This window comes from Corynebacterium sp. MSK019 (assembly GCF_030232425.1).
Lineage (GTDB): Bacteria > Actinomycetota > Actinomycetes > Mycobacteriales > Mycobacteriaceae > Corynebacterium > Corynebacterium jeikeium_D.
On the sequence record NZ_JASPJT010000007.1, the window covers coordinates 91,157 to 105,122 of the forward strand.

General features: G+C 59.0%; 12 protein-coding genes. 5 read left to right on the top strand and 7 right to left on the bottom strand.

All coding sequences use genetic code 11. The features are described 5' to 3' along the window. Positions 1-75 precede the first annotated feature (75 nt). From QP982_RS06545 to QP982_RS06560, 4 genes are all read right to left on the bottom strand, one after another. A complete protein-coding gene (locus QP982_RS06545; protein ID WP_016422964.1) occupies positions 76-435 on the bottom strand; it encodes a biotin/lipoyl-containing protein in 360 nt (119 codons plus the stop codon). A gap of 71 nt (positions 436-506) precedes the next feature. Then, complete coding sequence (locus QP982_RS06550) at positions 507-812, bottom strand: hypothetical protein (protein WP_016422965.1); 306 nt, start codon at positions 810-812, stop codon at positions 507-509. Beyond that, entirely contained in the window at positions 812-2,425 is a 1,614-nt protein-coding gene (locus QP982_RS06555) for an acyl-CoA carboxylase subunit beta (RefSeq protein ID WP_070652773.1), read from the bottom strand. Before QP982_RS06555 ends, QP982_RS06550 begins: the two co-directional genes overlap by 1 nt. Before the next feature lie 23 nt (positions 2,426-2,448). Further along, the gene (locus QP982_RS06560; RefSeq protein ID WP_070652772.1) at positions 2,449-3,945 is read right to left on the bottom strand and encodes a methylmalonyl-CoA carboxytransferase subunit 5S; all 1,497 of its coding nucleotides are present in this window, start codon (positions 3,943-3,945) and stop codon (positions 2,449-2,451) included. Between the two features lie 274 nt (positions 3,946-4,219). Between QP982_RS06560 and glgX the strand changes: the two genes are divergently transcribed. Further along, entirely contained in the window at positions 4,220-6,361 is a 2,142-nt protein-coding gene (gene glgX / locus QP982_RS06565) for a glycogen debranching protein GlgX (RefSeq protein ID WP_048734718.1), read from the top strand. A gap of 172 nt (positions 6,362-6,533) precedes the next feature. Here the strand turns inward: glgX and QP982_RS06570 are convergent, their stop codons facing one another. Further along, the gene (locus QP982_RS06570) at positions 6,534-6,776 is read right to left on the bottom strand and encodes a HigA family addiction module antitoxin (RefSeq protein ID WP_005510305.1); all 243 of its coding nucleotides are present in this window, start codon (positions 6,774-6,776) and stop codon (positions 6,534-6,536) included. A 323-nt stretch (positions 6,777-7,099) separates the two neighbouring features. On the opposite strand from QP982_RS06570, the gene QP982_RS06575 reads away from it, so the two are divergent. The 3 genes from QP982_RS06575 (at position 7,100) to QP982_RS06585 (ending at position 12,475) form a co-directional block, all read left to right on the top strand. Further along, positions 7,100-8,743: an exonuclease domain-containing protein gene (locus QP982_RS06575; RefSeq protein WP_070652771.1), complete on the top strand. Its 1,644-nt coding sequence runs from the start codon at positions 7,100-7,102 to the stop codon at positions 8,741-8,743. A gap of 113 nt (positions 8,744-8,856) precedes the next feature. Next, positions 8,857-11,319, top strand: a complete 2,463-nt coding sequence (treY, locus tag QP982_RS06580) for a malto-oligosyltrehalose synthase (RefSeq protein WP_070429576.1) — start codon at positions 8,857-8,859, stop codon at positions 11,317-11,319. Further along, a complete protein-coding gene (locus QP982_RS06585) occupies positions 11,309-12,475 on the top strand; it encodes a GTP pyrophosphokinase (protein WP_284870331.1) in 1,167 nt (388 codons plus the stop codon). The genes treY and QP982_RS06585 overlap by 11 nt, the downstream gene beginning before the upstream one ends. Here the strand turns inward: QP982_RS06585 and QP982_RS06590 are convergent. Together QP982_RS06590 and QP982_RS06595 are read right to left on the bottom strand one after the other, a co-directional pair. Further along, positions 12,423-12,815 (bottom strand): RNA-binding S4 domain-containing protein, encoded by a 393-nt coding sequence (locus QP982_RS06590; RefSeq protein ID WP_080969602.1) that lies wholly within the window; start codon positions 12,813-12,815, stop codon positions 12,423-12,425. The genes QP982_RS06585 and QP982_RS06590 overlap by 53 nt on opposite strands. Next, positions 12,816-13,061: a hypothetical protein gene (locus tag QP982_RS06595; RefSeq protein WP_005510313.1), complete on the bottom strand. Its 246-nt coding sequence runs from the start codon at positions 13,059-13,061 to the stop codon at positions 12,816-12,818. Positions 13,062-13,213: 152 nt separating this feature from the next. Here QP982_RS06595 and QP982_RS06600 point away from each other — a divergent pair, with 152 nt between their 5' ends. Continuing rightward, positions 13,214-13,960: a helix-turn-helix domain-containing protein gene (locus tag QP982_RS06600; protein WP_016422973.1), complete on the top strand. Its 747-nt coding sequence runs from the start codon at positions 13,214-13,216 to the stop codon at positions 13,958-13,960. Positions 13,961-13,966: the final 6 nt, after the last annotated feature.

Here is a 13,966-nt window from a genome sequence, read left to right on the forward strand (position 1 = left end):
GGCAACCTTAAGTATTTCCAGCAACCGGGGCTAGAAAGACTTCACCCCAAAATCTTTACACCCCGGCTAATGCGGCTAATCAATCGAGACGAGTCCCTGGCCGCCCTGCACTGCGTCGCCGACTTCGACATGAATAGAGCCGACGGTGCCTGCAGCCGGGGCCGTAATCTCGGTTTCCATCTTCATTGCCTCGAGAATGAGCAGCACCTCCCCAGCCTCAATCTTCTGGCCTTCCTCGACCAAAATCTTGCTGACCGAACCTGCCAGTGGCGCCACCACCGAATTGGCGGAGACACCCGAGACACTAGCGGTGGCCGGCTCAACGGAAGCGCTCGACGATCCACCCAACACGATGGGCGAAAGACGCTTGGGCTCCTCAACTACTTCAACGTCGACATCGTAGGCAATGCCGCCGACAGTCACTTTCAATTTCATGGCTCAACAATCCTCACGTAGCAAAAGTCAATGAGTCAGACTCAATTAAGTCGGGTATCGAAAATTTCCAACTAACGCAGGTTGCGCTGCTGCTGGATCTGGCGTCCCTGCGCAGCCCACGTCTTATGGCGGTTGTATCGAATTGCCTTCACCTTGCCGCGATTGCCCAGGTACGCAGACACCGCTGCCGAAATGGCGATGACAGTATCCTCGGGGATATCTGCGTCCACGCGTTTGCGCAGTTCAGCCAACTCGCTTTCTGCCTGATTCAGGCGTGCCGTGGCCTTCTGCAAGCTTGTCGAGGTCGCATCCAACCGGTCGGTCAGTTCAGCGACGAGCGCTCGCAGCTCCTTAATCTCACCGATGCCGTCAGACATTACTGCGGCCCCAATCCGTGCTTCTTGGCCGGGCGAACCTCGCGCTTGTTACGCAGAACCGACAGTGCGTCAGCCACGCGCAGGCGGGTTTCGGCCGGGTCAATCACGTCGTCGACCAGTCCTCGCGAGGCGGCGACATACGGCGTCGAGAAGCGTGTCTTGTATTCGGCGATACGCTCGTCGCGCACGCGCGCCTGCTCTTCCTCGTCGCCCGCGGCGGCAATTTCCTTTCGGAAGACCACGTTGACCGCGCCCTCTGCGCCCATCACCGCAATTTCCGCGGTCGGCCATGCGAATACGTAGTCCGCACCGAGGTCCTTCGAGCACATCGCCAGGTACGCACCGCCGTAGGCCTTACGCATGACGACGGTCACCTTGGGCACAGACGCTGCGGAGTATGCGTAGAGCATCTTTGCGCCGTGGCGGATGATGCCGCCATGCTCCTGGGTGACGCCCGGCATGAAGCCAGGAACGTCAACCAGGGTGACCAGCGGGATGTTAAAGGCATTGCAGAAGCGGATGAACTTTGCGCCCTTGTCCGAGGAATTGATGTCCAGCACACCGGACATCACGTTCGGTTGGTTGGCGACAAAGCCCACGGTACGGCCCAAAACTCGACCAAAGCCGACAACCAGGTTGGTGGCAAAACCCGCCTGGCACTCGAGGAAATCGCCATTGTCGGCGATACGGATGATGACCTCGCGGACGTCGTAGCCCTTCTTGCCATCGACGGAGACGATGTCGCGGAGCTCTGGATCCGGCTCGGCGTCGAATACCGGATCCACGATTGGCGGCTCTTCCGTGTTGTTCTGTGGCAGGAAGCTTAAGAGCTTCTGCGCAATCAGGATGGCCTGCTCGTCATCGTCGGCAACGAAGTCAATATTGCCGGCCTTGGCCATGTGCGCATCAGCGCCACCGAGCTGCTCGGAGGTGACTTCCTCGCCGGTCACAGACTTAATAACGCCCGGGCCGGTGATGAACATCTGTGCCTTGCGAGTCTGAATGATGAAGTCGGTCAGCGCTGGCGAGTAGGCAGCGCCACCAGCACATGGGCCTGCAATGATGGAGATCTGCGGCACCAGACCGGATAGCCACACGTTGTTGTAGAAGACCTGGCCATAGCCCGACAGAGAGTCAATCCCCTCTTGAATGCGAGCACCACCGGAGTCGTTGATAAACACGAACGGAGTGCCGTTGTCGGCAGCAGCGCGCATGGTGGCCGCAACCTTGCGGGACTGCGTTTCACCAGCGGAGCCACCCATGACCGTGAAGTCCTGGGAGGCCACGTGCACTGCCCGGCCGAGAACCGCGGCAGTGCCGGTGACCACACCGTCGGCAGGCGCGTCGGCAGTATCCATGCCGAAGTCGGTGGTGCGGTGAGTCATGAACATGCCGGTTTCACGGAAAGTGCCCTCGTCGACGAAGTTGTCGATACGCTCGCGGGCAGTCATCTTCCCACGTTCGTGCTGCTTGGCCTGGCGGGCTTCACCGCCACCGGCCTCAACACGGCGACGCTGAGCATCCAAAAAATCCAGGCGCTCCGCCATCGAGGCATCGACTCCCGGCGCGACGGCATCCGCCGAATTCGGCTGGTTTGCTGAACTTTGCGACATTGCTATCTCTTCTCCCGATGTTCCTAGGCGGGTTCCACCTGGACGGTCTGTGAGCGACCGCCAACGGTAACCTTGTAGCGAATTGGCTCGCGAATGACATTGGCAGCACCAGAGGCCTGCTCCGCCTCGCGCTTGAGCTGTTCGGCAGTCTTACCGACGTTCTTCGGCCCTTCGCCGCGCGTGGTGAAGAATCCCGGTGCGACGGATGGGAACAGTGCGTTGGTCAGGACGTCTTCGGCGGTGCCGTTGTAACCGTCGAGCTCCTTGGCCTGCTCGACCAGGTCGTCCCACTCTGGCTCGAGAAGATCAGCCGGGCGAACCGTGATTTCTTCCTTCTTGGTCTGTTCCGCTGCCTGCTTAATCAGCTCTGGGTTGCGCTCACCCGGGCACTGCCCGTAATAGCCGAGCATGAGGTCAGCGAACTCAGCCGTCATAACCTTGTAGCGTCCCATCAGCACGTTAAACACAGCTTGCGTGCCGACGATCTGCGAGCTCGGAGTCACCAGCGGCGGGTAACCGGCGTCCTTGCGGACAATCGGTACTTCACGCATGACCTCTTCGACGCGGTCGCCCGCGCCCTGGGCCTTGAGCTGGTTTTCCATGTTCGACAACATGCCGCCGGGGATCTGCGACATGAAAATGTCGGTATTGACCAGGGTTTTCGACTCGAACTCTGCGTACTTCGGGCGCACCTTGCGGAAGTGGTCACGAATGGTGATCAGGTTATCCATGTTCAGGTCGGTGGTGTAGTCGGTTCCCTCCAACATTTCCACCAGCGACTCGGTCGGGTTGTGCCCCGGGCCCAGCGACATCGACGAAATTGCCGTGTCCACGACATCCGCACCAGCTTCGATGGCTTTCATCAAAGTCACCATCGTGACACCGGTGGTCGAGTGACAGTGGACGTTAATCTGGGTGTCCTCGCCGTAAGTTTCCTTGATGCCGCGGATGATGTCGTAAGCCGGCTGAGGTTTCAGCAGCGCTGCCATGTCCTTCAACGCAATGGAGTCCGCCCCCATATCCAGTAGACGACCAGCGAGCTTAACGTACCCGTCGACGTCGTGAAGCGGAGACGTCGTATAGCAGATCGTGCCCTGCGCATGCTTGTCGACGTTCTTGACCGCGCGCATGGCGTGCTCGAGATTGCGTGGGTCGTTGAGCGCGTCGAAAACACGGAATACGTCCATACCGTTTTCAGCGGACTTCTCGACGAACTTGTCAACCACCATGTCCTCGTAGTGGCGGTAACCGAGAAGATTCTGGCCGCGCAGCAGCATCTGCAGGCGACTGTTCGGCATCAGCTTGCGGAATGTCCGCAGGCGCTCCCAGGGATCTTCATTAAGGAAGCGGATGCAGGCGTCAAAGGTTGCGCCGCCCCAGCACTCCACACTCCAAAAACCGGCCTTGTCCATTTCTTCACAGACATCGACCATGTCTTCCATAGCCATTCGCGTTGCCATGAGGCTCTGATGAGCGTCTCGGAACGCTACTTCCGTTACACCAATGGTTCGTGGACTCATAACTCCAAAAGTAAAGGCCTTTGGGGATCTTCGCGCGTTGGTGACCGCGAGTATTGGGGATTCGGCGCCCGCCAAGGTGCGTTTAGAGTGTCAAATTGCCCACTTGCAGGGTTAAATACTTATTTTCACGCGAAGTTTATGCTCTTAATCGTTCGACTCGAATTTTTCCTTGGGGGTCGTTTTTGCGAATTGCGCTCGACAGATGGGACGGATGGCGCGCCCACACGGGACCGAAAAAGGCTCATGTTTTTTACAAAACGGTTAAGGTAGTCACATGAACCAAGCAAATACAGTCGGCGATTATCAAGTATGGCCGGGTGAGCCTTACCCGCTCGGATCTACCTACGACGGCGCTGGCACCAACTTTGCACTCTTTTCCGACGTTGCGGAAAAGGTTGAGCTTTGTCTGATTAGCGCCGAAGGCGAAGAAACACGCATTGAGTTGGAAGAAGTCGATGCGCATATCTGGCACTGCTACATCCCGTCCATCATGCCGGGCCAGCGCTACGCCTACCGCGTACACGGCCCATTCGATCCGGCCAACGGTAAGCGTTGCGACCCCAACAAGCTGCTGGTCGACCCATACGCCAAGGCTTTCGACGGCGAATTCGACGGTCACCCATCACTGTTCAACTATGACATTCATGACCACTCGAAGCGCAACACCGAGGACAGCCTGGGACACACCATGACCTCCGTGGTCATCAACCCATTCTTCGACTGGGGCGCTGACCGCGCACCTCGCACGCCGTACAACGAGACCGTGATTTACGAGGCCCACGTCAAGGGCATGACCATGACTCACCCGGATATTCCGGAGGAGCTACGTGGTACCTATGCCGGTCTCGCGCATCCGGCGATTATTGACTACCTCAAGGACCTTGGTGTCACGGCTATCGAACTGATGCCGGTCCACCAGTTCCTCCAGGACGACCACCTGCGCGAAAAGGGGCTACGCAACTACTGGGGCTACAACACCTTCGGTTTCCTAGCACCACATCAGGACTACTCGGCTTCCCAAAAGCCAGGCGGAGCAGTCAGCGAGTTCAAGGGCATGGTGCGCGCATTTCACGATGCCGGCATTGAGGTTATCCTCGACGTGGTCTACAACCACACCGCCGAGGGCAACCACATGGGCCCAACCATCTGCTTCCGAGGCATCGACAACGAGGCCTACTACCGCCTGGTCGAAGGCGATCGCCAGCACTACATGGACTACACCGGCACCGGTAACTCCCTGAATGTGCGCCACCCGCACTCGCTGCAGCTCATCATGGATTCGCTGCGCTACTGGGTCTCCGAGATGCATGTCGACGGCTTCCGCTTCGATTTGGCATCCACCCTGGCTCGAGAATTCCACGATGTGGATCGCCTCTCTGCCTTCTTTGACTTGGTGCAGCAGGATCCGATTGTCAGCCAGGTCAAGCTCATCGCAGAACCGTGGGATGTCGGCGAAGGTGGCTACCAGGTCGGTAACTTCCCACCGCAGTGGACTGAATGGAACGGTAAGTACCGCGACACTATCCGCGACTTCTGGCGCGGTGAGCCATCCACGCTCGGCGAGTTCGCTTCACGTATCACCGGTTCCTCGGACCTGTATGCAAACAATGACCGCCGCCCAACTGCGTCGATTAACTTCGTGACCGCGCATGACGGTTTTACTCTCAATGACTTGGTCAGCTACAACGAGAAGCACAATATGGCCAACGGCGAGGACAACCGCGATGGCGAGTCCCACAACCGTTCGTGGAACTGCGGTGTGGAAGGCCCGACCGACGACGAGCGCATCATTTCGCTGCGCGCTCGCCAGCATCGTAACTTCCTGACCACTCTCCTGCTGTCCCAGGGCACTCCGATGATTAGCCACGGTGACGAAATGGGACGTGGCCAGAAGGGCAACAACAACGTCTACTGCCAGGACAACCGTTTGGCCTGGGTCGACTGGAATCAGACTCGTACCAACTCTGAACTGGTCGAATACACCCAGTTCCTGACTGAGCTGCGTGCGGAACACCCAGTCTTCCGACGCCGCCGCTTCCTGCGCGGTGGCCCGCTCGGTGCGGAAACCGACGATCGTGACATTGCCTGGCTGACCTATGAGGGTCGTGTCATGACGACCGATGACTGGAACTTCGACTTCGGCAAGTCGTTGATGGTCTGGCTCAACGGCGATGCCATCACTGAGCCTGACCGCCGAGGTCACAGGATTGAGGATGACTCCTTCCTGCTGTGCTTCAACGCCCACCACGAGGACATCATGTTCCAAATTCCGGGCACCGAATACGCACACAGCTGGGAAGTCATCATCGACACCACAGAGATCACGGGTCGCCCGACCCGCGAGCGCATCGTTGAGCCAGAAGGCGAGCTCCGCGTGCCAGCCCGTTCTACCATCGTGCTGATCGAGCGACACTAGCCGCGTCCGCGTTGGGTGTAGGGGCCTGGGCCTGGGTTGGTTCCTACACAAAAATCCCCTGTCGGCGGAAGGCTTTTCTTCCACTGACAGGGGATTTTCGGCTCTGAGTTCAACTCAAAACAGGGTTTGGGTCAACACAGCACTGCGGGAGCCGAGCTGGCGTGAAGTCTTCTTACGCAGATGCGCGCATATTGAACTCCGCCTGAGAGTTCAACCAGTACTCCGGCTCGGTGTCAAAGTAGTCGGACAGTCGATTTGCGAGGTCAGTAGTGACCGCAGTGCGGCCGGTGCGAAAGCGCTCCAGAGTTGAGCTTGGCACGCCGATGGCAAGAGCCAGTCGGTAGATAGAGAGGTGTCGCGGCTCGAGGAAATTATCGTTCAAGATAGAACCAGGGTGCACAGGATGCGTGCTCAAAATGTTTACTCCTTATTTCATCGCTTCACTGGCATACGTTGTTTCCGCTTTGCCCTACGCTTGAGCTCGAAAGCTCGAACGACCAGTTACCGCCGTTCGTCGAAAAGTATAAGGAGCGCCCGCTCAAAATGCATCCGGACATTTAACCCCCCAAAACATGTGGTTTTCAGGGGTACAGACACCCCCACTGTCCGAACGCTCCATAAATATTCCTATTTTTGTGGGCATTTCCACATTGTCGGAAGCCATGTGTACTCGGCGAGAACCGCAGGTACCGCAGCCTCTATGGGGCTCAATCCGCCATCGGCGCTACCATCTAGTGCATGACTACGACCACGCCATCCTCCGAGCCCGCCGTCGTCTTCGAGCTCACAGGCGACACGGTGACTATTACCGCAGATGGGCTCCGCCTTACCCACACCATCAACACGGCTAGCACCGACCCCGCGAAGCCCCTCCCGCTTGCCGACGTTGCGGAGGTCGCATCGGCAAGTAAAAACGGTGTCTACACTCCGGCCAACCGCTTTTTCCCCGGCACGGTGGACCTCGGAGTAGCTTTGCCAAAGGCCCGTGTGATGCCTCATCGTCAGGCAGCAGCGCAGTTGCTGGCAGACCTCGTGGCGGAGATGGCCAAGAATCCGGAGTTCTACAACTCAGCAGATGCTTTTACTTCCACGTTGATGCCGTGGGTGGCACAGCGTGCGGCGGTCACCGAAGGCGTGAGTGTGGTTGAGGGCGCGGGCGACGTCGTAAAGCAGTCTGTGCCTTTTGCACCGCTTCCTACGGGGGATGAGGTTGCGGCGTCGGACATCGCACCGTTTGCGGCGTTCGATGTAGAGACAGCGAACGAAGACACCGGCTCGATTATTCAGCTTGGCGTTGCGGTCGTGCGTGGCGGGAAGGTGACGGAGCGTTATTCCTGGATGTGCCGTCCGCCAAAGGGGCTGGAGTATTTTGATGAAGCCAATGTCGCGATTCATGGCATCACGGCGGCGGATGTGGCCGGTGAGCCGTCATTTCCGGAGCAGCTGGCGAAGTTTGTTGACGTCGTTGGGGATTTGGACGTAGTTGCTCACAATGCGCGGTTTGATTTCACAGCCCTGTCGCGGGCGTGCCGGACGGAAGGCATTCCAGCACCGAAGTTGAATTTTGCGTGTACTTATATGTGGGCTCGGCAGATGCAGTTGGGGCTGCCCAACTTGAAGCTGCCGACGTTGGCGGAGGCCGCGGGGGCGTCGCTGGAGAATCATCATGATGCGACGGCAGATGCGGTCGCATGTGCTGAGGTAGCGCTGTGGTTGATGGAGCAGCAGCGCGCAACATCGGTGGCTGATTTGAGCCAGAAGGTCTCGCTGAGCTTGGGCCAGATTGGCAGTGGACGAGTGCGGATGGTGCGCTATGACCCGGCTGGCGTCGCCAGCACTGGTGCCGGGACCAACGCGGGAACTGGTGCTGGTGCTGGTGCGCAGTCCGGCAGTTCCGCGCCGTCACGTCGGCCGCGTCGCAATGCGAAATGGGATGCGGCAAAGACACCGGACACCATTCCAGACCCGAATCCGGACGCGGATCCAAGCGGCCTGCTGTACCAGCAGCGGGTGACACTGACCGGCGATTTTGCACCGTATGACAAGGGTTTTCTGTGGGATAAGATCGCCTTTGCAGGTGCGAATATCAATAAGGGTGTCACGAAGAAAACGACCATTTTGGTCGCCGGTCCGTGGGATTCGGTGACGTCGAAGGAGAAGAGGGCTCGACAGCTGCAGGCCGAAGGCCAGGAAATCCAGATTTGGACTGAGAAGGAGCTCTTCACCGCACTCGGGCTGAATCCGGAAGAGGATGGCGCGTCCGAAGCGGGAGACACTGCGGAAGGAACACCTAGCGCCAGCACCGGGGACAACTCCAGTGAGTCGGTTCCAATGTTTGGTTCCACTTCCCTGCCGGGCGATGACGGAATGCCACCCTTCTAGGCCACGTTCACGAGAAAAAATTCGCATTCGGACGGCGGGTGCAGACTCTGGGGCTAGCTGCTGCCACAGCGGTCAGGCAGCAGCTTTTCCTGGTGGGCGGTATAAAGGGGAACATGAGTCGCCGACCAATTACGTCCACCTACCGTCTCCAACTCCGTGGCCCCAAGGCCGACCCAAACGGGCGCGCTTTCACGTTCGCTGACGCGGCTGAACAGGTCGGCTACTTGGCAGACCTCGGAATTTCACACCTGTATCTGTCGCCTATCCTCACCGCCGTACCGGAGTCTAACCATGGCTACGATGTCATCGATCCGACGACGGTGAACCCGGAGCTCGGCGGCATGGAAGAGCTGCAGAAGCTCGCGCAGGTGGCGCACAAGGCCGGTCTGGGCATCATTATCGACCTGGTACCGAACCACCTCGGTGTTGAGGAGCCCAAGCTCAATGCCTGGTGGTGGGACGTTCTGACCTATGGCAAGGATTCTCAGTTCGAGCCATACTTCGATATCGACTGGCACGAGGACAACGGTGCCAACGGCAAGATGGGGTTGCCGGTTCTGGGATCCCCGGAGGATATCGACAAGCTGGAGCTCGACACCTCTGGCGACGAGCCACTTCTGCGTTACTACGACAACACATTCCCGGTGCGCCCCGGCACCGAGGACGGCACCCCGCAGGAAGTACATGATCGCCAGGCCTATCGCCTGATGTACTGGAAGGACGGGGTCATTGGCTACCGTCGATTCTTCAGCGTCAACGGCCTGGCCGGCATCCGCCAGGAAAACCCGGTGGTATTCGAGCACACACACCGCATCATCCGCGAGCTGCTAGCTGCGGACATCATTGACGGTGTCCGCATTGACCACCCAGATGGCCTCAGCAACCCATTCGGATACCTCAGTGAGCTGCGCCGTCTACTCGGCGATGACAAGTGGCTGGTTATCGAGAAGATTCTGGGTGCCGAAGAGCCACTGGATCCGAGGCTCCAGGTTGACGGCACCACGGGTTACGACGCCCTGCGTGAGTTCGACAATGTCTTCGTCAACCGCGACTCCCGAGACGCCATGAGCATGTTGGCTCTGCAGCAGTCCGGCTCAACCTGGGACAAAACTGCCGTGCAGGCAACTGCGCAGGCTCTCAAACACGATGTCGCAGCGCACGAGTTGGCTGCAGAAGTCCGTCGTCTAGCACGTGCCCTGCGCCGCGATAACTGGTCTATCAGCGGTACCAGCGTCAGCGATGAGGTACTTATCGACACCATCTGCAAGCTGGTCGCTGCCATGCCTGTCTACCGTTCGGACTATGTCTCCCTGTCACGAGTGGCTTCCACGGTCATTGGTGAAATGGCAGCGCGTTTCCCCTCGCGTGTCTTTGCTCTCGACCTCATTTCGGCAGGTTTGGTAGCCGGTGGTGAGGCCGCCACGCGGTTCGCGCAGGTCTGTGGTGCGGTCATGGCAAAGGGTGTCGAAGACACGACCTTCTACCGTGCCTGCCGCCTGATCAGCCTGAACGAAGTCGGCGGTGATTTGGGTCGCTACGGCATGTCTGCGGCGGAGTTCCACCTGTTGCAGTCGGAACGTGCTCGCCTCTGGCCACGAACCATGACCACGCTGTCCACGCACGACACCAAGCGCGGCGAAGATGTCCGAGCCCGCATTCTCCAGCTCTCCGATGTCTCCGGCGACTGGGCTGAAAATGTCCGCAACTGGATGGCCATCACCCCCGCCCCGGACGATGCCACCGGCTACTTCCTGTTGCAGAACATCATCGGAGTCTGGCCGACCGACGGCGTAATTACCGATGAACTGCGCGAGCGCCTCCACGACTACGCCATTAAGGCCATCCGTGAGGCAGATGTTCACACCTCCTGGACGGAGCCGGTCGAGGAGTTCGAACTCGGCATCCGCAGCTGGATCGACGCGCTTCTCGACGGCCCCCTGACCGACTCCATCACAGAGTTCGTCCGCTCCATTGCGCCAGCTGCCCTGACCACGTCTCTGTCGCGCAAACTCCTCCAGCTTGTCGGCCCCGGCATCCCCGATACCTACCAGGGGACGGAGTTCACAGAGGACTCCCTGGTTGATCCCGACAACCGCCGGTTCGTCGACTACGATGCGCGCGTCGCGGCGCTGGATAAGGTTGCCCGCGATGAGGTCACGTCGGTAACTAAGAGTCCAGAGCACCCAGCTGAGCTGCCGGAGGACTTTACGGATGCCGATGCGGACGTCGCAAAGCTGATGGTGACTCACCACGGCGTGAAGCTACGTGCGGAGCGCCCGGAGTCCTTCGTCGGCGGTGCCTACCAGCCAGTATTCGCCGTTGGTGTGGGCGAGCGTCATCTGGTCGGCGCGGCGCGTGGACCGAAGGGCGAGCCGGAAGATGTTATCGCGCTGGTGACGCGCCGTCCGCTGGGGCTGCAGCGCGAAGGCGGTTGGGGCGACACTACAGTGACACTTCCCAAGGGGTTTTGGACCGACCGTTTCACCGGCCATACCTGGTCAGGCACCATCGCCGTGGCTTCTCTGTTCAGCTCCTTCCCAGTAGCACTGCTGGTACGCGAGGACGATGACGACTAATCGGATGAAGGATTCGCTTGCCGACGATTCCCGCGAGCAGACCCGCAAGGCTCAGTTGGCGGAGGATCGAGAGGTTACACGTGCGCTGCAGTCGAAGTACGACTCGTGGGCAACTCGGCACCCCACTGCCGCACAGGACTTTGTCGATGCGATTAAAGAGATTCTCTCCGATGCCGGTTTGGCCTTTGACAATGTCACGGCGCGGGTGAAGTCTTTCCGCTCATTGCGGCAGAAGGCCCTGCGTCGTGAAGCGGACGGCAACTACGTCTACCCTGACCCGTGGCACGGTATCCACGACATCATCGGTGTGCGTGTAACCACGTACCATTCGACGGAGATTCCCGCGATCATGGATGCGCTGGGAGATTCGCTGACTGTGCTGCGTAGGATTGACAAAACCGCGGAGACACGAATCAGCGGCCGGTTGGGATACGGCTCCCAGCACTTGATCTGCAAGGTGTCGACGGCGGCGCCGTCAGAGCTAGCTCCATATGCGGATATGCAGTTTGAGGTGCAACTGCGCACTGTGCTGCAGCATGCGTGGGCGGAATTTGAGCACGATATTCGCTATAAGGCCCCTGAGGGAGCGACAGACCCGCGGATTGATCGAGCTTTTGCGCTGGCCGCTGGCCTTATTGAGCTCGCGGATCAGCAGTTCGACCAAGTCGTTGCCGTGCTGGAGGAATCCACGCCGGACGATTCCGCGCAGGGAGAGGGCAAACAGCCCTCAGCTCCGGCAAAGACCACAGCCGATGACATTGTGGTGACTGAGGAAACCCTACCCGGCGTGCTGACGATGCTGCTTCCAGATGCGCCCCGATCGAAATCAGAACATTACGGCTGGGCAGAAGAACTGCTGGAGCGCAATGGCATTCGCACTGTCGGGCAGCTGCGAGAGCTACTTAATCCACAGCGCCTCAGTGCGGTAAGCAAGGCCATGAAGTACCGCTTTAACCCAGGCCATGTGCGTGTTATCGATGACCTACTACTAGCGGCTCGCGGTGAAAAGCACATCAAGGCCACTGCAGATACCAGCCATAACCCGAAGCGTCGACCAGCCCGTTTGCGCGCACGGTTGCAGCAACTAGCGGAGGCCGGGATGCCTATGAGCGACGTCCCCGAAGACGATCGAGCTGACGGCGATCGCGCTTCGTAGGCCGCCCGGCACCGCGGTCGCGCGTCGGCATCGATGCGAGAATCTCCCTAGGGGGCGGCGGCGGAGAGTGGTCGATATAGCACTGCCTGGCCACCGGAGCTCCGACCCGCTTCTTCACCGTCTTGGTGACCTCAACAATGTGTTCGCGGTGGTTTGCCCACAGTCGCACTCTATCCCCTGGAACGACCAGAACTGAGGGTTTCACGGCTTCGCCGTTGACTTTGACGTGGCCGCCACGGCACGCATCTGCGGCCAATGAGCGAGTTTTCAGCAACCTGACCGCCCAAATCCAGGCATCAATACGCACTGGCTCGGTAGACAATTGCTGCTGAGCAGGCATTTACTGCGGATCCTTGTAGTTCACAATCCGCTGAACCTTTTGCCAATTGAGAAAACCACCGACCAGGCCGACTACTGCCAGGATGAGGAATAGAGACATGCTTCCGGCTAGAAGTCCGAGCACTGCACCGCCGACGACACCACTGCCTGCCCATACAACGGCATTGCGGGAGTACTTTCGCACCGCGTTCTTGCGGAGCTCAATGGGGTTCTGAGGTTGGGGCTGAAGATAGCTCATGGAGTACATATTAGAGCGTTCTGGTCGCCCTGACGCATCGCATAGGTCGATAGGGCGTACAATTCGGGAAAAATTTCTACAGCTATAGCAAACCTGCTAGATATTCCTATTTGGGTAGGTAATTAACACAATGGCGTAGGTTGATTGCTAGTGTTAGTCCTATGACAGAAACTGTCCGCCCCCGCCACCGCATGGTCGACCGCGTTGCGGCGATCCTCGAACTCGTTGCGCGCTCTAACGAAGGTCTAACCCTCACTGACATCGCTCACACGCTGAACTATCCGCTCAGTACCACGCAGGGCCTTGTCAACGGTCTGACTGTGACAGGTTACCTCGACGAGTCCAACAAGCGTTACACGCTCGGCATGGCACCGTTTCTGCTCAACGTCATGGCCGGTCGTCGCATGGTCAACGTTCCGACGGCTGAGCTCGAGGCGATTCACAACGAAACTGGCTTGATTACCGTGCTGGCACTGCCGGTTGGTGGCAAGCTTTTCTACCTCAAAACCGTCGGTGAATCCATGCGCTACCAGTACCTGACGGAGAACTTCCTGCCGCGCTCGCTGTTGCGCACCTCTGCAGGTTGGGTTTTGATGAGTCGGTTTGAAAAGCGCGAACTGTGGTCCTACCTGAACTCCGCGCGGCCGGAAGACCAGGTCTATGTGGATGATTTCCTCCGCCAGGCCGGGGAAATCGCAGAGACCGGCGTCTGTGCTGCCCCGGGTATTGCCGAAGGCGGTGGCGTTGACGGTGTCTCTATCGCAGTGGAGGAAGACGGTGCTACTGTCGCGGCAGTCTGCGTCTTCGGTCGGCCAGAAAAGATTGCGGAAAATAAGGACGAGCTGGTGGAAATTCTCAAGCGCCATCGCGGCGCACACAACGGCGAGGAATCCCCGAACCAGGGTTAGTGGCTG

Bases quoted from the DNA above. Each gene is read 5' to 3' on its own strand.
- QP982_RS06555 (WP_070652773.1), bottom strand. From the start codon at position 2,425: ATGTCGCAAAGTTCAGCAAACCAGCCGAATTCGGCGGATGCCGTCGCG.
- QP982_RS06575 (WP_070652771.1), top strand. From the start codon at position 7,100: ATGACTACGACCACGCCATCCTCCGAGCCCGCCGTCGTCTTCGAGCTC.
- glgX (WP_048734718.1), top strand. From the start codon at position 4,220: ATGAACCAAGCAAATACAGTCGGCGATTATCAAGTATGGCCGGGTGAG.
- QP982_RS06585 (WP_284870331.1), top strand. From the start codon at position 11,309: ATGACGACTAATCGGATGAAGGATTCGCTTGCCGACGATTCCCGCGAG.
- QP982_RS06590 (WP_080969602.1), bottom strand. From the start codon at position 12,815: ATGCCTGCTCAGCAGCAATTGTCTACCGAGCCAGTGCGTATTGATGCC.
- QP982_RS06600 (WP_016422973.1), top strand. From the start codon at position 13,214: ATGACAGAAACTGTCCGCCCCCGCCACCGCATGGTCGACCGCGTTGCG.
- treY (WP_070429576.1), top strand. From the start codon at position 8,857: ATGAGTCGCCGACCAATTACGTCCACCTACCGTCTCCAACTCCGTGGC.
- QP982_RS06560 (WP_070652772.1), bottom strand. From the start codon at position 3,945: ATGAGTCCACGAACCATTGGTGTAACGGAAGTAGCGTTCCGAGACGCT.
- QP982_RS06595 (WP_005510313.1), bottom strand. From the start codon at position 13,061: ATGTACTCCATGAGCTATCTTCAGCCCCAACCTCAGAACCCCATTGAG.
- QP982_RS06545 (WP_016422964.1), bottom strand. From the start codon at position 435: ATGAAATTGAAAGTGACTGTCGGCGGCATTGCCTACGATGTCGACGTT.
- QP982_RS06550 (WP_016422965.1), bottom strand. From the start codon at position 812: ATGTCTGACGGCATCGGTGAGATTAAGGAGCTGCGAGCGCTCGTCGCT.